We start from the raw sequence: 19,521 nt of genomic DNA, 5'->3' as shown, positions 1-19,521 counted from the left end.
ATGGTTGCTATTTGTCTAAGGCGCGCGGTGCGTTAATCGATAAAGACCTTATGGAGCAGGGCGTTTACACCTGCACATTTGGGGTGATTCGTCTGAAACTTTTGGCGTAAGCAATATTTAAAATATACTGTATGTGCATCCAGTATTTATGGGCTTCGTCATGTATCTTCAGTACCACGGCCTCCAGCTTATTGCAGGAGGTGAGTTGCCGCTTTATTCCTTTCATGTACCTGCTGGGTTTCCGTCACCGGCGCAGGATCATATTGAGCGCGAAATTTCTCTGGATGAGTTGCTCGGGCTACGTCTCCCGCAGACGTTTTTGGTGCGAGTCGCTGGCGACAGCATGATTGGCGCCGGAATTTTTGATGGTGATTTGGGCGTGGTTGACCGCGCAACCGAAGCCAGGCCCGGACATATCGTAATTGCCGCACTGAATAACGAGCCGCTGGTAAAACGCCTGGACAAAGAAAATGGCGCGTATGTACTCAGGTCGGAAAACTCCGCCTATGCGCCGCGACATGTGCTGACTGGCGATGAGTTCAGCGTTTGGGGAGTTATGCACTACAGCGTGCGCCAGCATGTCTGAACCTAGCAACGTTTATGCGTTGGTTGATTGCAACTCGTTCTACGCCAGTTGTGAGAGAGTATTTCGCCCCGACCTCGCCAAAGTGCCGATTGTGGTCCTGAGCAATAATGATGGCTGCGTCATCGCCCGCAGCTCCGACGCCAAGCCTTTCGTGAAAATGGGCGAGCCTTATTTTCAGATAAAAGAGCGCCTCAAGCAGCACGGCATCCTCGCGTTTTCCAGTAACTACGCGCTGTATGGCGATATGAGCCAGCGGGTGATGGCGGTTATTGAGGGGCTGGTGCCCGCTGTGGAGGTGTATTCAATTGATGAGGCTTTTGCTGATCTAACCGGTATGGCACCGCCATTTGAGCCGTTGGGGCAGCAAATCCGCAGTAGAGTGCAGCTTTATACGGGGTTACCAGTCGGGGTCGGTATCGCAGGCACCCGTACCTTGGCCAAGCTGGCGAACCATGCAGCCAAACGCTGGCAGCGCCAGACGGGTGGAGTCGTCGATATTACTGATTCGGTGCGGCGCGACAAACTGCTCAAAGCCTGTGAAGTAAGTGATGTATGGGGCGTAGGCCGGCGTATGACTGAGCACTTGATCCGCATGGGTATTAAGACTGCTTGGGACCTTGCCCAGGCAGATCCTTGGACGTTGCGTAAACGCTTTAGTGTTGTCGTCGAAAAAACCGCACGTGAACTACGCGGTACGCCCTGTTTGGAGTTTGAAGAGATGACCGTGGCCAAGCAGGAAATCTGTTGCAGCCGGATGTTTGGCCATCGCTTGAAAAACATCGAACCAATACGTGAGGCTGTGGCTACGTACACCGCCCGCGCCTGCGAAAGACTGCGCGCTCAGGGGTCGCTGTGTAAAAAGGTCAGAGTGAGTATTCGCACCGGTATGTACAACTCCGATGAACCGAAACTCGCCACCAGCAGAGTCTGTCAATTGCCTTACCCGACCGATGATACGCGGTTGATAACCAAGGTCGCGATGGCGGGTTTGGAGGAGGTGTTTAGTCCGGGCTATGCCTTCAGCAAAGCCGAAGTGCTGTTACTTGAGTTGTGCCAGCGTGGTGAGTTTACTGACGATATGTTTACAGGCGCTCAAACCGCTACAAGCGAAAAAGTAATGCAGGTCTTCGACTCCATTAATGCCAAGTGGGGTAAAGGCACCGTGCGCCCCTGTGGCGTGCCGGTAGCGCCGGAGTGGGGCATGCGCCGCGAGTTGATGAGCCCGGGGTATACCACTCGGCTGGATCAATTGTGGCGGGTTAAGTAATGCGTCTCTAGCCCCAGCACACACCGCCATACAGTCGCGATGGTGTGTGCTGCTTTGCCGAGCTTACTGCGTATCCTGTGTAACGCTTTCGGATTGCTCAACAGGCGTCTTGCCGGTATCGATCCATTGCCAGAACAGCTTGTAGCCAACGGCCAACACGACGGGGCCAATGAACAAGCCGATAATACCGCCCGCCAACATGCCGCCTAAGGCGCCGATGAGAATCACCGGCATTGGTACGTCAACCCCGCGGCCCAACAGCATTGGCTTGAGAATGTTGTCTAGCAAGCCGCCGATAAAGGTGTAGATGGCAAATATGATGGTAGCCAGTGTGGCGCCCTCGGTGAAGAACACAAAGGCGATCACCGGGATCGTGATCAAAGGCAGGGGCAACTGCATGATGCCCAGCAGTAACACCACCATCGCCAGCAAGCCAGCTCCCGGAATACCCATCACGATAAAGCCAATGCCAATCACCACCATCTGGATAAAGGCGATACCGATTACACCTTGGGCAACGGCGCGAATAGTTGCGGTGCACAGGGTAATAAAGCTGTGGCTGCGGTCAGCGCCGATGACGCGGTCTGAAATGCGAACAGCGCTTTTGTGGCCTGTTTCGCCGTAAGCAATGATCACGCCCGCAATGATCAGTGAAGCGATAAAGATCAAAAAGCCAACACCGACCCCCGCGATCTTGCTTAGCAGGCCAAGGGTGAAACCTTTTAGGTGTGGCGCCACACTCTGCAGCACGCCAGTTAAGTCGGAGGCTGCATTTGCCCAGAAGCTGTAAAGCGGTCCGCCTATCACCGGCCAGCTTTCGATGGATGTCGGTGGCGGCGGAATGTGCACGCTACCACTTTTGACTGTCTCGATTGCGATGTGGACAGATTCAGTCAGCGAACTGCCCAGGAAGTACACCGGAACCAGCAACACAGCAATTGCAAATGCTACGAGCAATGACGCTGCATGGCCATTGCGGTTACCCATGCGCGTTTTAATCATGCGGTGCAATGGGTACAGGGTGACGGCGAGGATCAATGCCCACAGCATCATGCTTAAGAATGGATGAAAAACCTGATAGCAGCCGTAAACCAGAACCGCGATCAGTGCGGCGCGGATAAAGGTATCCAGCAGAGTTCGCGAAAACTGCAGCTCGGGGGGCGAGGTAAGCGACATTTGAGTTCCTTTCTGAGTGGCTGAGCAAGATATGTGCAGTAGGCGTAAGTGCGAGCTTTGATCACGACCTATATCGAGTTTCCGTGTGTTGCCTAAACCGTGTTTATGTAAAGCAAAGCATAGCCTCTTGCCAGAGATAGCATGAGCAACATGGCGGGCTGTATGTCAGAGGCTGATTTAGCCGTGCAGGTTAGATAGGTAGCGGTTGATAGATAGTCACAATAAATATAAGGATTAGCCTGACAGCCCCTTGGACACAGGCTGGCCGGCAACATCGAGTTGCTTGGGTCGCTACTCGGGCAATGAGGACCGCATGAATTTCAGGCAAAAGAAAGGGCGCCAAAAGGCGCCCTAAACGATGATCATGGAGTAAGTCCATTAACTCAGAACGGTGCTTATGCAATTGGTTCCGTAAGTGAGGGTTATTTACCGGGTGTCAGCAGTAAGCGTTTGTTGCCGTATACCTTGTCGATATTTTGCGACTTGAATGGAAAACTCATGTATTGCCCCTTGAGCCATGCATCAATGCCATCGGCGTAGTGATCGCTTGCCGGATTACCCGATTGGCCAGAGCTGTTAACCCCGTAGAATGGCTCATCCAGACCAAAGTCGACAGCAATGCGCATGGCGGGAATCAACCAGGTATCAAAGTCCTGGCCCCAGTGATAAGCCGACACATTCAAGGTGCTGTGGTCGCCACCGGCAGGGTAAGGACCGCGATCAAGGTAGCTGCTGATGGTACTTAAGCTGGCGCGCTGGCTGGCGCTGAGCATGGGGGCCGCTTTGCTGCTGTCACTGACCCATTTGTAGCTATGCAATTTGCCCCACTGCCAGCCAGCCGGGTCGCTGCCGAGCTTGCTTTGGGTGAAGCTGGCGGCGGCGCTCAGGCTGCGTGCAAGAATCATGGCCTTGGTTTCTTTTTGCGGGGTGCTGATGTCGTCCCAGAACGGGCTGTCATCGCGACCTAGCAAATGATCCGCTTGGGCGGAATACGAGATACCAGCGGTTTCAACCAACGCCTTCCATGACGCGCTGGTATCGGGGCCCAGTTCATCAAGGAATATTTGCCGTGCGCTTTCATGCAAAAACGCACTGTACAAGGCTGCGTCGGCCGAGTTGGCGGCCAGCTTGCCATCGAAGCTCATCAGGCGTTTGAGGGTGTCGCGCGCATTGGCGGCATCCGCCGGAGCCATTGCATCGATCGCTTGTTTCAGCGGCTCAGCCATGCCAGGTGCCGCAAACATGCCTTGCAGCTTGCCAGCAAACAAGGTGGTCTGATCGTATTGCATGGCTTTGATGCTGCGCAGGTCCTGCTTACCGCTGTTAAGCAACTGGGCGATACGCTCGGCCCGTTCCGGGTAGTGCCATGAGTTAGACAACTGCATGCCGTAACCGGGCGGCACAGTGCGGTTATTGGCGGTTGCGATCCAGCCTTGCTGCGGGTCTTGATCATAGGGATGGAGCATCGGTTCTGCATAACCATCCCAGTCGTACTCATTGTTCCAGCCGGGCGAGGGCATCAGGCCAACACCGCCACGGCGATTAGGGAAGCGGCCAGTGACTTGCCAGCCGATATGCTCGGCATCGGCAAATACAATGTTCAATGGCATTGCACGGATTTCGCGGGTGGCGGTCGATGCTTGATCCGCCGACTGTGCACGCGACAGGTCAAAAAATGCATCGAGGCTTTTGTCGGTTTCAAACTGCGCGGTTTGCAATGCCAGGCCGTAACCGCTGCTGATCTGTATCGGTTGCAGAGCGTGTTTGCGTTCCCCCAATACTGAGTTGAGCAGCGGGCCGTGGCGCGTTTCAAAAATAGTTTCGCGGATTGGGCGTTGACCCTTGATGAAGAAGGTTTCCTGGCGCTGTTTAGCGGGCTGCCATTTACCTTCGGCGAGGTAGTAAAGCTGGCCATTCTGGCGTTTGACTTGTTCCAGGAACAGGTCCTGGTTATCGCCCATGACCATGGTCATGCCCCATGCGACTTTACCGTTGAAACCTGCAACCACCGCAGGCACGCCTGCAATCGACACGCCTGCGACCTGATATTTCGGTGCGCGGATTTGTACGAAATTCCACATTGACGGCAGTGACAGCGGCAAGTGTGTGTCATTGGCCAGCAAACTCTTACCGCTGCGACTCTTTTGTGGGCTCAGCGCCCAGTTGTTGGAGGCGGCAACACCGAGCAAACGGGTGTCAGCTACTTGTTGTGCGGCTGAATCGATGGCGGTTAATCCGCTGATCTGGCCGCTGAGTTTCAAGCCTTTGAGCTTGTCGGCTTCCGCAAAAGGTAGCGGTTCATCCGGATAAGTCGGTAACAGCCACGCAAGGTTGTTGCTGCCAACTTTTTGCGCCATGACCAGTGCGGCGATTTCTTCTTGCAGGTTCACCGACAAGCCAAAGTTGATCAGGCTGAACACCAGTGCTGAATCTTCAGGCTTCCAATACGCGGGACGATAGCCAGACTCGGCTATATCCATCGGCAGCTTGTCGCGGAAACGGAACATGTAGGCGTTCACACCGCGTGCATAGACCTCGAAAATCTTCTTCAGGCGTGGCGATGCGCCATTGTACAGCTGCTCAGCACTTTGCTTGAGGTTGACCGCACGCATCAGTCGGTCGACCTCCAGCGCACCAGGGCCAACCATTTCCGCCAGACGACCTTCCGCGAGCAAACGCATGCCAACCATTTGGCTAAGGCGGTCACCGGCATGCACATAGCCGAGGGTGAACATTGCATCGTGCAAGGTGCTGGTTTCAATCAGAGGCATGCCCAGCGCATTGCGTCTGACAACCGCGCCTTTGGCCAAACCTTTAACGCTGCTGATGCCTTGCTCTGGCGGCACGCTGTCGCTGTAACGGCTGCTTAAAAACGACTGGCAACCACTTAGCGTAAGCGCAGCGCTGATGAGTGCGGCAAGACCGAACACGGCTGTTGGACGAAACACACGCGATTGCATGCAGCAAACTCCTGAAGGATGGAGCGGGTCGATGATTCATTCAGCTGTGGTCACAAGCCTAGCAGGCATAGAGGGCCGGGTGACGGGCTGTTTGAGCTGTTTGGTTGGCGCTGCGTAAGTTAGTCAGCGGCGCAGTAACTGGCAATAGCCGGATTAAAATTATCAGTGTTTGCAGCGCGGCAGCCGACCTATCTTCAGGGGAGGCTTGTTTTATCAAGTCAAACCCGTGTGGATATAAAGCGAAGAGACCCGCAGCTAGAGCATGATCTAGCTGCAGGTTAGAGGATGGGGTAACAGAATTAGTTCGAGCCGTTTTGGGGCAGGCCCAGAAACCAGCGGTAATACGGATTATCTCCGTCAGTTTTGAGTAGTTGGCGAACTTCGCGGGTCCAGCCTTCGCGATCACGCTGATAGGAAAACAATCCCGCCGCATAAAAGTGCTGCAGGCGCTTCCAGTTACTGGCGACCTCAGCACGGAAGGCATCGTCAGCACCGACCAATGGCGGCGCGCTGTGCAGCTCAAGCAGTGCTGGCAATACACGGATGATTTCGTTCGAGCGCACCCAAGGGGCGTACTCAATGCGTGGGCGATCGTCAGTGACGGCGGGCGCATCACCCACAAAATGCTCAAGGCCTTGGCGGTCGGTGATCCATGTAGCGAGCAACGCCGCAGGCGAGTCAATTCCTACCTCGCGTAGTGACTCAGCGACTTGTGGGTGTGCGAAGCGTTGCTGAATATCCGGGACTGATAGCGGCATGGGCTCAAGCGAGCCAATCAATAGCATCTCATGGAGTTCAGTTGTCCATAACGTGGCATGGGGAAATACATCGATAAAGCTGCGCACCAATGAACGACTGTCTTCGATGTTTTGCGTGGGCAGCGGCAGCCATTGCGCCACTAGCCCGCCGGGCTGCAAGCGACTGGCAGCCAGAGCATAGAAGTCGCGGGAATAGAGATTAACTACTCCGGCGGCGGATGGCGGCGGCGGTTCCAGAGTAACCAAATCGTAGCGCTCGGCACTGCGCAGCAGTTCGCGGCGACCATCACGTAAACGAATGTCCAGTTGCGGGCTTTCAGCAGCATTATAGTTGCCGCTGAATAGCGGCGCGGCTTCAAGCACTTCCGGGAGCAATTCGGCGACCACAGGTTTTTTCAGCTCGGTATAACGCAACATGGCGCCGACGGTGATGCCTGTACCAAAACCAATTACCAGCGCCGAATGTGGCTGACCTTTATGGATCAGCAAAGGGAGCAGGGCTTGCAAGCGCATGTAGCGCAGCGAAGGCATCGCGTCGCCGGTGTTGGAAACCCCTTGGATATACAGGCGGTTAAATTGGCGTTCAGCTCGACCTTGAGTGACCACTGCGACCGTGCCGCTACGACCTTCTTGATAAAACACGATCTTGCCGTTGCGCGCCCCCGGCAACAGATCGGCAAGCCGCTGTGGTGGAGTCAGTGCGCCGCCAATAACAGTGGCCAAGCCAATCGCTAGCACGGCGAAGCGCATGCCTTTGCCAACCGCAGCACCTTTGAGGGCTGCAATGGCGCCAATCAATGCAGCGATTACAGCCAGCACGACTAGCGTTCGCACCAATCCCAATTCAGGAACAAGGACGAAGCCGGTAAGCACCACTCCAACAATACCGCCAAGGGTGTTGAGCGCAACCACGGTGCCAACATCTCGGCCGACGTGATTACTGTTGACCGCCAGGCGCAACGCCAAAGGAAAGGCAGCGCCGAGTAAGGTTGTGGGCAGAAACACCACGCACAGCGCCGCGACGGCAAAGCGGGCGGACATTCCGGCGAGGTCGTTGCCGGTCAGTTGCAACACCACCATCTCCGCTTGGGTTTGTGCAATGATCAGCCAGCGCCCGAGGCCGGAAATCTGTAATAAGGCAAGCAAGCCTGCCGTGGCAATTAACAGCCCGAATAATCCCCATGGGTCAGAAATGCGATCGGCGCGGCGCGCGTATAACGCACTGCCAAGTACCAGCCCCGTGAGATAGGTGGCTAGGACTACAGAGAAAGCGAAGGCTCGAGTGCTCATGAAGGGCACGATTGATTGAGTCCAGACCACCTCGTAGCCGAGCGCTACGCCACCAGCGATGCAATACAAGGCAATGGCCATGCGTGCTGTGTTTGAACGAGGGGCAGGGCTGGCCACTGCAGGTTTAGGCAGCCTTTGATCACCGCGCCGCGCGAGCCAGGCACCGCCGCCTGCGACCAGGTTCAGCAGGGCTGCAGCATAAGCACTGCCAGTGACCCCTAATTGTGGGATCAGAAAAAAAGCCGCAAGCAGTGTACCGGCGATGGCGCCAGCCGTATTACCTGCGTAGAGGCGCCCGCCTGCTTCACCGAGGCGGCCATCAGCCGGAGATAAAGCACGCACCAGCACCGGCAATGTTCCGCCCATGAAAAACGCAGGTAAGCCGACTAATAAAAAGGGTAGCAGCCAGGCAAGCAGACCAGTGCTGTCTTCGAGCCGTGCAAATAGGCCTGCCGACTGCGACAAGGCATAGGTCGCCGCAATCCCGAGTACGGCGACTATCACTTCCAGCACTGCATACAGCTGAATCGGACGACTCATGCGGTCGGCCCAACGGCCAAAAACTAAGCCGCCCAAGGCAAGACCGGCGAAGAATGCACTGATGCCCGTGGTGATCGCATAAACCTCAACCCCGACCACCAGAGAAAGTTGTTTAACCCAAAGCACCTGATAGACCAAGGCTGCGCAGCCGGAAATAAACAGCAGCAACACGGGAATCAACATGGGCAGAGCAAGCGGGGTATCAGCAACCGCACCCCGAGAGCGGGCGCGAGACGAGTTGGCGGCTGAGGACATTAAAAAAAAGTGCCTTATCTGATATGAGAAAACCTGCGACAGGTTGCCCCGTCGCAGGTTTTTTAAGATAGCGTCCGCAGCAGACAGACGCCATGTTTTACATCACTGTTTTTTTGCAGCTTCTGCTTCTTGCATCTTGGCTTCGATCTTCTTGTCTACATCGGCGCGAACCTGGTCGATGCTGAAGCTAGCTGGGCGCTGGCTTGGCGGATAGTCGACAAAGGTTTGCAGGAATGCAGCAGCCTTGCGTGTGCCTTGGAAGATCAGATAGTCGTTCTTCGCCATCCAGTCGTAGTACTGGTCAGACACCACATCTGCGCGCTCGTAAGGGTCCATGCGCAAGTTGAATAGCTTAGGCACTCGCAGGCAAGTGAAAGGCTCGCTCCAAACGCCGAAGCCACCTGGAGCACGCTGCTCGCAGAACACCAGTTTCCAATTGTCGAAGCGCATACCGACCAAGTCGCCATCGTCACTGAAATAGTAAAACTCGTTCCGCGCGCTCTTGTCAGTTTTGCCTGTCAGATAGTCAAGTTGGTTGTAGCCATCCAGATGTACCTTGAACTCCTTGTCGCCAACTTCTGTTCCTTTAAGCAGGCGATCTTTGATATCAGTATCACCGGCAGCAGCGAGCAAGGTTGGGAACCAGTCAAGGCCTGAGAAGATCTCGTTAGAGATGGTGTCTGGCTTGATCTTGCCTGGCCAGCGAATCATCGCGGGTACTCGGTAGGCACCTTCCCAGTTGGAGTTCTTCTCGTTGCGGAATGGCGTGGTCGCTGCATCCGGCCATGACCATTGGTTTGGGCCGTTATCCGTGGTGTAGATCACGATGGTATTGTCGGCGATCTTCAGATCATCGATTTTCTTCAGCAACTGGCCTACATGTCCATCATGCTCGAGCATGCCGTCAGCATATTCGTTGCCGGGCATGCCACTTTGGCCCTGCATCGAGTCACGTACGTGGGTGAAGGCGTGCATGCGTGTGGTGTTCATCCACACGAAAAACGGTTTGTCGGCCTTGACCTGCTTGTCCATGAAATTGATTGCAGCTTGGGTAGTCTCGTCGTCAATGGTTTCCATGCGCTTGCTGTTAAGCGCTCCGGTGTCTTCGATTTTACCGTCGGCGCTCGACTTCATCACACCGCGCGGTGTGGCTGCTTTGGTAAACGCTTCGTCGTCTTTTGGCCAGTAAGGACGCTCAGGTTCCTCTTCGGCGTTGAGGTGGTAGAGGTTGCCAAGGAACTCGTCGAAGCCGTGGTTGGTCGGCAGGTATTCGTCGCGGTCACCCAAGTGGTTTTTACCGAACTGTCCTGTGGCATAACCAAGAGGCTTGAGCGCTTGAGCGATGGTGACATCGCGATCTTGCAGACCAACTGGGACACCTGGCATACCGACTTTGGACAGACCCGTACGTAATGCAGTCTGGCCAGTGATAAAGGTCGAGCGACCAGCGGTGCAGCTGTTCTCCGCATAGTAATCGGTAAAGATCATGCCTTCTTTGGCGATCTTATCGATGTTAGGTGTCTGGTAACCTACAACGCCCTTTGCATAAGCGCTGATATTGGTTTGACCAACGTCATCCCCGAATATCACCAGAATATTGGGTTTGTCTGCTGCGAATGCGGCTGATGCGCTTATGGCTGTGGCCATCGCGAGTGCGACTCGCGGTATCCATTTTCGAGGGGTTCTCATGCTCGTATTTCCTTTGTGTACGAATTTGACAACTGCAGCGGTGGTTTAAAAGGGTAGTACATGAATCAAGCTGTTACTGGCATTTTTATTGAAAAAAGGCCTAAGGTTGATTCAGCTCAAAGGGGTAGATGTTTTTCCACTCTTTGGCCATATCTACAACTGTCCAGTTATTGACTTTGGCTGCATCAAGCGCCTTGTCGAGTCGTCCGATCTTGCTGTCTCGGTCATAGGCCCATTCGCGCTTGGCATCGGTGTGATGGACTATGCCCGCGAAGCGCTTGCCCTCGGCCGCGGTGGTCCACTGCAGCATCTGCAGGTCGCCATCGGAATTGCCAAAGGCAAAAACTGGCCGGCGTCCAATGATTGACTGAATGCTTACTGGTTTGCCCGGGCCATCATCGTTAAGCGCCAGTTTTGGTTCACGCAAGATCGAGTATTTGCCATCCTGATCCTGGAACTGGGTAACGAATGTTGTGCCGATTACTTGCTCGGGTGGTATTCCGTAGACTTCCTCGGCGAAGGTACGCATAAATTCCACTTCGCCACCTGAAACGATGTAGGTTTTGAAGCCATTGGCGCGTAGGTAATCAAGCAGCTCCAACATTGGCTGAAACACCATTTCAGTAAATGGCTTTGCGCTTTTGGGGTGTTTGGCGCTGGTGAGCCAACGCTCAGCATTTTCATTGAATGTGGCTGTGCTTATTCCAGTGTGAGTGGCTCCAACGATCTTCATCAGGCCATCCATACCGCTGGCAGCAAGGGTCTTTCGGTCGTTTTCGAGGACGGCCTTGAACGGTTGTTCGGTTTTCCATTCAGGGTGTTGTGGCGCCAGTCGTTTAACCTCACTTAGAGCAAACAACAGCTGAAAGTACATCGGCTGCTCGCTCCACAAGGTGCCGTCGTTATCGAAGACGGCAATTCGCTCAGCAACGGGTACATAATCCTTGCTACCTTCGCTGGTTACCGACTGAACGAACTCTACGATGGCCTGACGCGAGGCGCCTTCGTTCCATGACGGTAATTCATCGGCCGCCTGAACCAGCAATGGTAAAGCCAACAGTAATGCGACCAGCCCGCGCCATGAAGTTTGCGCAATTAATCGACGCATGGATCCATCCTCGTTTTCAAGTCAGCAAATTCTTAGTGCTTTGGATTAAGCGGTTTAAGTGTTCCTGTCGCTGGAGGCGCAGTGCGGATATCTTTAAATAATTCGCGGATTTTAGTGAGTGTCTTTTTTTGCTCAGCAGCCCGAGATAGAGCAGTTTTGTCCGTAGAGTAGCTCGCTTTCAAGAAGATTAGCAGTTGATTTCCAAGATGCGAGGGTAAATTTTTCGCGGCACCTTGTAGTGTGTCCGCATCCGCACTTCGTTTGACCCAACGATAGAGCTCACTGACGGGAAGTGTTTGGTCGTTTAGACATGCCTGAAGCTGTTGCCATGCGAAATCAGGTGAATCACGCCAAGCCTGTTGACGTGCGGCCCGGCGCTGTAGAAAAAATTGCCAGCCGCGATGCCAGTAGGCTCTACCGAAGTAACCAATAAGCGCGGCCAGCACTATTAAAACGCTCAATAGCAGCCAATGACGGGCAATATGAAGTTGAGTGTTTTGTCCAAGCTGGCGCAAATCTTCGCTGATCGAGAAAGGTCCGCTGTAGCCGCTTTCGCCTTGGGCCTTGAAGGTGACTTTGGGGATAGAGGCAATCTGGGGTTGCCCGGCTTGGTCCCACCATTTCAGCTCTATAGCGGGCAATGTGTAGTTACCCTGCTCGCTTACGACATAGGTGATGGTGTCATTACGGATGCCGCCCGTAATGTCACCTCGACCATTATCCATCGGTCGAATGTCTGGTGTTTGCGCGTACTGTTTAAGTCCATTCACCTCAGCCAGTTCCGGTGCTGGAATCAGCATGGCCTGAGCCCCTTCGGCGCGGACACTGAGTTGACGGCTAACGCTATCGCCAACTCGCAGCGGGTCGTGAGAGCGAACAATAGTCTGGGTGTAGGTGACTTGTTCGGCAACCAGTACATGTTCTTGATCATTGGCGCCGACAGGTTGTACTGCGCTGAATTTTTGCGCTTGAGTCTGCACCGTTTGCGGCTTACTACCTTGTCCCGGTTGCACCTGAATGCTAAGCGCTGGGATGTCGAAAGTCTGCGCTTGTTGGGGGGTGATCCGGTAAGTAAAGCGTAGGCCGAAAAAGGTTTTCCCATCGCGCTTTTGAGTAAGATGGGTGGCTTGCGAACTTGGCGCAGACACCACTGCGCCTGGCAGTTCTAGCTTTGGCAGTTGCGGAGCACTGGTGAACCAGGTATCGACAAGCAGGTCGACTTCAAGTGTAACCGTGCCGCCGACCAACACTTGTTGTTTAGGCGTCAGGCGGCTGTCGACAAGCAATGTCGGCTCGGCGGACCAGACCGATAAAGACAGTAAACTAAGTAGCAGGATCAAGTATTTCATGGCGAAGACTCCATCTCCTGCTGGCGCTTAGCATCCTGAAGAAAAAACTTCTGCTTGAGAAAGCGAGCTGGCGAGGTGTTCAGGTTCTCTAACCAAAGTTGATCTGATGCCGCTTTGGTCACTTTTTGGGGCGTGTCCTTGCCTTCGTTGGTTTTGTTATCAAACTTGATTTCATCCGGCTTTTCGTCAGGCGTGCCAGCCTCTTGCTGGCTTTCGTAGTCTTTCTGCAGGGCCTGCGCGAGGGCTAGGTTGCTGCTGGCCTCAGGGAATTTGGCCTGTCGTTTAAGTGCTTGTTGGTAAGCCGTTATCGCCTCGGGAAAGCGGGATAGGCGCACGTAGCTATTGCCCATATGGAAATAAGCCTGGGCACTATCGAGGTTGGCCAGGCTGACTAAGGCTGCGTCAAAGTCTGCGGCGTTATAAGCGGCCACACCTTTCCAATAGGGGTCGCTGAAGTGCGCCGCCGCTTGCGGGTAGCGTTGGTGTTCGAAAGCCCAGCGGCCTTGTTGGTCCGGGGTGAAAAAGGCATCTGCAAACGCTCCTGCTTGAGCGGGTGCCGAGGGTAAACCAAGGCCTACAGCCAGCAGTAAACTGGCCAACCAGTGCACACGCCAGCCTCGCCGCACACAAACCAGCGCGATCAGCAGCAGCGGCCAGCACAGCCAATAGCCTGCATCCTTCCAGTGAACCTCTTGTCCTTGGTCGCTGACCGCTTGAAAGTGGCGTTGGGCGTGTAGCTCTATCCAATCCAGATCATCATCATTAAGGGTCAAGCTGCCAAGCGGAGCATTGGCCGCGTCAGCAAGTGCTTGAAGTGCTTTGCTGTCAAAGTTAGCAACCATCGGACGACCGCTGGCATCAACCTTGGGTTGACCCTGAGCGTTGCGTACCACGCTTGAGTTGTTGCTGCCAACGGCGAGCACCAGAACTTGCAGATCAACACCTTTGAGATGCTGACCGATCTGTTGATTCAGGGCGGGGTCGGCGCCGTCAGTGATGAGTACCAGAGTCCCCGGGCTATTTTCCGCTTCCAGCAAGCGCTTGGCTTGATCGATTACGCCCGGCACGTCACGCCCGGCTTTCTCTATAAGGTTGGTGGACAGCGCCTGCAGGAAGGTATCCAACAGCGCCGGATCGTCGGTCGCAGGCAACACCAGATGGGCGCTTCCGGCATAGGCGATAAGCGCTGTGCGTGCGCCAGCGCGACGCTCAACCAGATCGTGCAGTTTATTGCGTACTGCGCTCAGGCGTGTCGGCGGCACATCGTCGGCATCCATTGATGGCGACAAGTCTACCGCCAGAATCAGGGGCGCGCGGTCATCAAGAAAGTCTGGGCGATCCTGTTGCCAAGTCGGTCCCGCAGCGGCCACGGCGCCCAGAGCTAGCATGGCTGCGAGCAAATGCACGGGCCGCAAACGATGATTGTCCTGCGGGGTTATCACCAGATGTTTTAGCAGGTGCGGGGCGATAGCGCCCTGCAGCTGACGACTGAGGTCATGGCGCTGCGCCCAGATTATGGGAAGCGCTATTGCGGGCACTAATAGCAGTAGCCAGAGAGGGCGCAGGAAGTGAAAAGCGCTCAGGTCGATATCCATCTCATCGCTCCTGTTGCGATCGAGGCGTGCCAATTGAGGACACTCGAGCCGAAAGGGCAGCCAGACATTGACTAAGTGCCAGCAATAGCAGTGCGCCACCTAAAGGCCACCAGAATAGGTCGCGTTTGGGTTGATGGCTGAAGGTTTTGACTTTGTGTGGGGTTATCCGATCAAGCGTCTCGTAGACCTGCTTCAGTGCATTACGATCGTCGGCGCGAAAGAAGCGGCCCTTGGTAATGCTGGCGATATTTTGCAGGGTTTGCAGATCAACTTTGGATTCGCCCGTTGCTTGTGGGTCACCAATCCCTATGGTGTGTACAACAATGCCTTTACTGGCGGCCAGGTCAGCTGCGTGGTCCGGGGTGATTGCACTGCCCGTATCGTTGCCGTCGGTGAGCAGGATCAATACTTTCTCCTGCTCTTTGGCTTTGTCCAGCAGCTTGATTGTCAAGCCAATAGCATCACCCAGCGCAGTATTGGGCCCGGCCATGCCTATTCCAACTTCATCAAGCAATATATGCAGGCTGGAATGATCCAGGGTTAGCGGCGCCTGCGGGAACGCCCCGGTGCCGAAGACGATCAAGCCGATGCGATCATCCTTGCGCTCATCAATGAAGTCACGCACCACATCCTTGACGGCACTGAGGCGGTCAGTTTGCTGGCCGCTGGCGCTGGTGTAGTCGCGGGTTTCCATCGATTGGGAAATGTCGATGGCGAGCATCAAGTCACGGGTTGGCTGTGTATGTTCAATCGGTTTTTCAACATAGACAGGCCGGGCGCAGGCAAAGAGTATCAGCGCCCACACCAGCAGGTTGATAAACAGCTGCCAGCGGCCACCGCCTGAATGAGGTTGCCCGGGTTGTTGCCCTGCGGCTTGGCTCAGTGCCCCGAAAAACGGCACGCGTACTGCGCTGCGTGATTCGCGGTACTCACTCATGTAGTGGAAAACCAGCCACGGCAATGGCAACAGCAGCATCAGCCAAGGATAATCAAGCTGCCACATGATGAGCCTCGATCCATTGCCTGCAAGTGCTGAATAACATGTCTAGCTGTTCCTGACTTAAGGTCGCCAACTGTGCTTGTGGCCCGTAAGCCAGCAACGAGAGCCGCTGGCTAAGATCAGGCGGAAGGGGCGCACTACTTGTGCTTTGCAGAAAACGCTGCCAGTCAGCGCCACTCAGGTTGGCGACTTCAGGTGAGTTGGGCATTGATAGCGCCACTCGTTTGACTAGCTCGGGAACCTCACGCAAAGCGCGCAGGCGCTGTTGTTCATGGTTGGCTTCGTCTTGTAGTTGTGCCAGCCGAAGCAAGGCGTCGCGGCGATATTGATTGCGCCGCCAACGGCGCCAGCGCAGCACCGCCCAGACGCTGAGGGTCACCAGGATAACGAGCAAGAGCACAAGCCAGCCCCAGGTTTGTGGGAAATAGCTAAAGGCTGGAGTCGTCAGCTCCAACTCTTTTAACTGGCTGATATTGGGCGCATCCGTGCGGGTCATCGTGGCACCTGTGCAAGTCTGCCCAATTCTTGGCGCAGTTGTTCAAGGCTGTCTTCGCCAGTGCTGAACATCATCAGCGGTACTTGGCTGAGCCTTAACATTTCGGCCACTTGGCTAAGACGACCCGTGAGAAAGTCGCCCAATGGTTTGCTTACCTTGCGGTGGTCGATTTGCAGTTCAACTTGCAACTCGCCCTGCGTAACCATCAACCGACCTTTGCTTGGCAGCTTCAGGGCGATAGGGTCGTAAACCTGCATGGCGATTACGTCATTATGAGTTTTTAGCTCGCGAAGTAACTGCAAGGTGCGATCACTGGTGGCCGCAAAGTCGCTGATGATGCAGATCAGATGGTCGTGACCGGCAAGATTCAAACAGTTGCGCAATGCTTGGTCTAATTGATCAACGTTTTCATTATCGGGGCGTGTCGCAGATAGAATCTGATTTTGTCGCACGATGCTTGTGCACAAGGCTTCAACGCGTGAACGGCTGCGCAGAGGGCGGATATGTTCGATGCGGTCATCGCCAAACACCAGCCCGCCAACCCGGTCGCCAGCTTGCAAGGCAATCCAGGCACAAAGCGCGCCCAACTCGGCTGCGGTGACGGATTTGAAGTTGCGCTGCGAGCCAAAGAACATGCTCATGCGCTGATCGACAAGAATCAAGGTCGGGCGGTCGCGCTCTTCGGTAAAGCTGCGCACAAATGGCTTGCCGTAGCGCATTGAGGCGCGCCAGTCGAGATGGCGCAAGTTATCGCCAGGCATGTAATGTCGCAACTCATCGAAACTCAAGCCCCGTCCGCGCAGGCGTGAAGCATGATTGCCGGATAGAACGCTTGATAGCGACTGACGAGCCATAAAGCTCAGGCCGCGGGCTCGGTGCTCAAATGCCATCAGCTGCGGCAATGATGCGTAAACGAACCCGTCTGCAGCGGTCTTGGAAGACTGCATGGTATTGCTCCTGTCAGGCGGGTATTGCCACCTTGTCGAGCAAACGATCCAGCACTTGGTCGGCGTTTACGCCATCGGCAACGGCGTCGTAGGTGAGCAATAGTCGGTGCCGGAGTACCGGGTGTATAACTGCGCGCACATCGTCTGGTGAAACGAAGTCGTTGCCCGATAACCACGCATGGGCTCTGGCAACCCGGTCCAGGCTGATGCCGCCGCGTGGGCTTGCGCCAATATGAATCCAGCGGGCAAGATCGGCGTCATAGTCGGCTGGGTAGCGAGTCGCGTTGACCAGGTCAATCAGGTAACGGTCTATAGCCTCCGAGACATGGACGGCATTAACTTCCTGGCGTGCTGCGAAAATCACCTCTTGGGCCAAACGCATTTCTTGCTCCGCAGTCTTGGCTTGATCCTCGGATCGCAACATGCGCAGCACCTGCGCTTCGTCCTCAGTATGCGGATAATCCATCACCAGCTTCATCAAAAAGCGGTCCATCTGCGCTTCGGGAAGCGGGTAAGTGCCTTCCTGTTCGATGGGGTTTTGCGTTGCCAGTACGATGAATAATTGCGACATCGGGTGGGTCTGCCCAGCGACAGTTATTTGCCGCTCCTCCATCGCCTCAAGCAAGGCAGCTTGCACTTTTGCCGGAGCACGGTTGATTTCGTCCGCGAGTATGACGTTGCCAAACAAAGGCCCCGGTTGGAACTTGATCTGGTTTTGACCATTAACTTGCTGAAGGATTTCCCCACCAGTGATGTCCGAAGGCAAGAGATCAGGCGTGAACTGGATGCGGCTCATGTGGGCATCGAGATGCTTGGCAAGGGCTTTGACCGTGCGGGTTTTAGCGAGGCCGGGGAGGCTTTCGAGCAAGATGTGCCCGTTGGCCAACAACCCCAGAATCACATACCTAATTGTCTGTTGTTGTCCTAGCACACGCTGGCCAACGAAACGTTCTAAATTGACAACTTGTTCTCTGCAATCCATGGACTCTTCCTTAACAACGTTGCAGTACTTAATACAGTCAATTGCACCCAGGCGCACGGCTTTGGTAGCAGGAGCTGGATTTATACATATAAATTTAGAGCATTGAATACCCGGTTAACTCTAGCTGTTAACTGGGTTTCAGCAAACCATTTGGCCGTCTAAACAGCTATCTCCGATTGTAAAAATCACTACATAAAACGCAGCGCCATTGCTGTAGCGCATTTCTTAAAAGTCTAGACCATAACTTGAGGGCATGGCTTGCCCAAGGTCATGATTTTTGAGCGTTTATACAGGATGCTTGGGGCAAATAATATTGTCTTGGCTGGCGCCTGCAAAAAGACAAGTCTTATCCGCAGACAGCTAAAGTGCTGCCATATGAAAAATGTGCAGGTTGCAATGTGGCTAATGCCAAAGACACAGACCATGAGCTCAGTGACTTGCTTCTAGGCTTGAAATAAGACGGGCCGCTGTAACTCTGTCGCGCTCAATCACTTTTGAATGGCCTTTAGTGATTAGTTTTTTCGAGCTGATCATCCTGTTAAAGGACGATCACCTTTAATCAGTTATTCCCCTAAGAGATCGAGACGAATGTTTTGATCTTGCAAGTGACTGAGAAAAACTTCGGTGGCGCGGGGCATGCAGTGCCCTTTCTGCACACAGAGAATGGTCGAACTTGGCGGGATATCTCTCAGATGAATATCGATGACAGTCATACGTTCGTCTTCTAACTCATGTCGCAGGGCATAATCCGGAAGAACTGTAATTTCTCCGGTGACCTGAACGTAGCGTTTGAGCAACTCAATGTGGTTCAACTCGAACCTTATGTTCAAGTTGAGGCCTTGGTGTAGGGCCGCGATATCTATTTGTCTGCGAGTCTGGAAGCTTGGCCCTAGCATGGCAAGTCGGTAGGGTTCGAGATCATTCAGTGTCAGGCGCTCTCGCGAGGCGAGGGGATGATCAGCCTTCATCAGAGCTCTGAAGCGCGTCTCGATACGTTGCAGTACATCGACGGAAGGGCCCAGATCAGTGTAAGGAGCTGTTTGCATGGCGATCCCAAAATCGGCATGACCTGTCTTGAGCGCAGCATGAACCGCCTCACTGCCCATGATGTCACCCTCAAAGGTGACGCCTGGATATTGCTCCTGGAAAGTTGCGAAAGCTGGAAATAACCAAGATTGTACGACGCCTTCGATCGTTGCGTAACGAATGGTGCCGGTTATCAGTCCGTGCACATCATCAATTCGGGCGCGGGCCAACTCCATTTCGCGAATGGTTCGGCGCATGTGTTGGGCCAGAATTATCCCTTCTTCAGTCAGGTGCATGCCGGATGGGCGTCGTTCAAATAGCGTTGAGCGAAAGCTGTGCTCAAGGTTCTGAATCTGTCGGCTGATCGCCGAGGCGCTTACATGCAGGTTCTCTGCTGCCTGACGCACGGAACCGGTTTCAGCTACGGCCAGGAAGTATCGGAATGTTGTGATCTGCATGAGGCCCCCATGTACATGTTCTTCACGGCAACAGTTTAC

Annotated in this window: 14 protein-coding genes; 2 read left to right on the top strand and 12 right to left on the bottom strand. The window is 54.5% G+C overall.

The genetic code is table 11. The annotated features are described in order from the left end of the window. Positions 1 to 160: 160 nt before the first annotated feature. Together ACN0UH_RS06635 and umuC are read left to right on the top strand one after the other, a co-directional pair. Positions 161 to 586 carry a LexA family protein gene (locus ACN0UH_RS06635; RefSeq protein WP_417661318.1) on the top strand — a complete coding sequence of 142 codons (426 nt, stop codon included), beginning with the start codon at positions 161 to 163 and terminating at the stop codon, positions 584 to 586. After that, on the top strand, positions 579 to 1,853 hold the full coding sequence (gene umuC / locus ACN0UH_RS06630; protein WP_417661317.1) for a translesion error-prone DNA polymerase V subunit UmuC: 1,275 nt from the start codon (positions 579 to 581) through the stop codon (positions 1,851 to 1,853). The genes ACN0UH_RS06635 and umuC overlap by 8 nt, the downstream gene beginning before the upstream one ends. Positions 1,854 to 1,916: 63 nt before the next feature. Here the strand turns inward: umuC and ACN0UH_RS06625 are convergent, their stop codons facing one another. The 12 genes from ACN0UH_RS06625 to ACN0UH_RS06570 form a co-directional block, all read right to left on the bottom strand. After that, entirely contained in the window at positions 1,917 to 3,029 is a 1,113-nt protein-coding gene (locus tag ACN0UH_RS06625) for an AI-2E family transporter (RefSeq protein ID WP_417661316.1), read from the bottom strand. Between the two features lie 422 nt (positions 3,030 to 3,451). Next, on the bottom strand, positions 3,452 to 5,989 hold the full coding sequence (locus ACN0UH_RS06620) for a penicillin acylase family protein (protein WP_417661315.1): 2,538 nt from the start codon (positions 5,987 to 5,989) through the stop codon (positions 3,452 to 3,454). Positions 5,990 to 6,288: 299 nt separating this feature from the next. Continuing rightward, entirely contained in the window at positions 6,289 to 8,832 is a 2,544-nt protein-coding gene (locus ACN0UH_RS06615; protein WP_417661314.1) for a fused MFS/spermidine synthase, read from the bottom strand. Between the two features lie 102 nt (positions 8,833 to 8,934). Then, entirely contained in the window at positions 8,935 to 10,521 is a 1,587-nt protein-coding gene (locus ACN0UH_RS06610) for an arylsulfatase (RefSeq protein ID WP_417661313.1), read from the bottom strand. A 100-nt stretch (positions 10,522 to 10,621) separates the two neighbouring features. Then, the gene (locus ACN0UH_RS06605) at positions 10,622 to 11,629 is read right to left on the bottom strand and encodes an HAD family hydrolase (RefSeq protein WP_417661312.1); all 1,008 of its coding nucleotides are present in this window, start codon (positions 11,627 to 11,629) and stop codon (positions 10,622 to 10,624) included. Between the two features lie 32 nt (positions 11,630 to 11,661). Then, positions 11,662 to 12,978, bottom strand: coding sequence for a BatD family protein (locus ACN0UH_RS06600; RefSeq protein ID WP_417661311.1), 1,317 nt, complete (start codon positions 12,976 to 12,978; stop codon positions 11,662 to 11,664). After that, positions 12,975 to 14,573 (bottom strand): VWA domain-containing protein, encoded by a 1,599-nt coding sequence (locus ACN0UH_RS06595; protein ID WP_417661310.1) that lies wholly within the window; start codon positions 14,571 to 14,573, stop codon positions 12,975 to 12,977. The genes ACN0UH_RS06600 and ACN0UH_RS06595 overlap by 4 nt, the downstream gene beginning before the upstream one ends. Before the next feature lies 1 nt (position 14,574). Continuing rightward, positions 14,575 to 15,576 (bottom strand): vWA domain-containing protein, encoded by a 1,002-nt coding sequence (locus tag ACN0UH_RS06590; RefSeq protein WP_417661309.1) that lies wholly within the window; start codon positions 15,574 to 15,576, stop codon positions 14,575 to 14,577. Beyond that, positions 15,563 to 16,069: a DUF4381 domain-containing protein gene (locus tag ACN0UH_RS06585; RefSeq protein ID WP_417661308.1), complete on the bottom strand. Its 507-nt coding sequence runs from the start codon at positions 16,067 to 16,069 to the stop codon at positions 15,563 to 15,565. The genes ACN0UH_RS06590 and ACN0UH_RS06585 overlap by 14 nt, the downstream gene beginning before the upstream one ends. Further along, positions 16,066 to 17,016, bottom strand: coding sequence for a DUF58 domain-containing protein (locus tag ACN0UH_RS06580; RefSeq protein WP_417661307.1), 951 nt, complete (start codon positions 17,014 to 17,016; stop codon positions 16,066 to 16,068). Before ACN0UH_RS06580 ends, ACN0UH_RS06585 begins: the two co-directional genes overlap by 4 nt. 13 nt (positions 17,017 to 17,029) lie before the next feature. Then, a complete protein-coding gene (locus ACN0UH_RS06575; protein ID WP_417661306.1) occupies positions 17,030 to 17,998 on the bottom strand; it encodes an AAA family ATPase in 969 nt (322 codons plus the stop codon). A gap of 563 nt (positions 17,999 to 18,561) precedes the next feature. Further along, complete coding sequence (locus ACN0UH_RS06570; protein WP_417661305.1) at positions 18,562 to 19,482, bottom strand: LysR family transcriptional regulator; 921 nt, start codon at positions 19,480 to 19,482, stop codon at positions 18,562 to 18,564. Positions 19,483 to 19,521: the final 39 nt, after the last annotated feature.

Origin of the sequence: Pseudomonas sp. (assembly GCF_048265905.1) — a bacterium.
Taxonomy (GTDB): Bacteria; Pseudomonadota; Gammaproteobacteria; order Pseudomonadales; family Pseudomonadaceae; genus Aquipseudomonas.
This window is presented reverse-complemented; position numbering and strand designations above follow the sequence as displayed.

Bases quoted from the DNA above. Each gene is read 5' to 3' on its own strand.
- ACN0UH_RS06575 (WP_417661306.1), bottom strand. From the start codon at position 17,998: ATGGATTGCAGAGAACAAGTTGTCAATTTAGAACGTTTCGTTGGCCAG.
- ACN0UH_RS06595 (WP_417661310.1), bottom strand. From the start codon at position 14,573: ATGGATATCGACCTGAGCGCTTTTCACTTCCTGCGCCCTCTCTGGCTA.
- ACN0UH_RS06620 (WP_417661315.1), bottom strand. From the start codon at position 5,989: ATGCAATCGCGTGTGTTTCGTCCAACAGCCGTGTTCGGTCTTGCCGCA.
- ACN0UH_RS06580 (WP_417661307.1), bottom strand. From the start codon at position 17,016: ATGCAGTCTTCCAAGACCGCTGCAGACGGGTTCGTTTACGCATCATTG.
- ACN0UH_RS06600 (WP_417661311.1), bottom strand. From the start codon at position 12,978: ATGAAATACTTGATCCTGCTACTTAGTTTACTGTCTTTATCGGTCTGG.
- ACN0UH_RS06635 (WP_417661318.1), top strand. From the start codon at position 161: ATGTATCTTCAGTACCACGGCCTCCAGCTTATTGCAGGAGGTGAGTTG.
- ACN0UH_RS06585 (WP_417661308.1), bottom strand. From the start codon at position 16,069: ATGACCCGCACGGATGCGCCCAATATCAGCCAGTTAAAAGAGTTGGAG.
- ACN0UH_RS06590 (WP_417661309.1), bottom strand. From the start codon at position 15,576: ATGTGGCAGCTTGATTATCCTTGGCTGATGCTGCTGTTGCCATTGCCG.
- ACN0UH_RS06625 (WP_417661316.1), bottom strand. From the start codon at position 3,029: ATGTCGCTTACCTCGCCCCCCGAGCTGCAGTTTTCGCGAACTCTGCTG.
- ACN0UH_RS06610 (WP_417661313.1), bottom strand. From the start codon at position 10,521: ATGAGAACCCCTCGAAAATGGATACCGCGAGTCGCACTCGCGATGGCC.
- ACN0UH_RS06605 (WP_417661312.1), bottom strand. From the start codon at position 11,629: ATGCGTCGATTAATTGCGCAAACTTCATGGCGCGGGCTGGTCGCATTA.
- ACN0UH_RS06615 (WP_417661314.1), bottom strand. From the start codon at position 8,832: ATGTCCTCAGCCGCCAACTCGTCTCGCGCCCGCTCTCGGGGTGCGGTT.
- ACN0UH_RS06570 (WP_417661305.1), bottom strand. From the start codon at position 19,482: ATGCAGATCACAACATTCCGATACTTCCTGGCCGTAGCTGAAACCGGT.
- umuC (WP_417661317.1), top strand. From the start codon at position 579: ATGTCTGAACCTAGCAACGTTTATGCGTTGGTTGATTGCAACTCGTTC.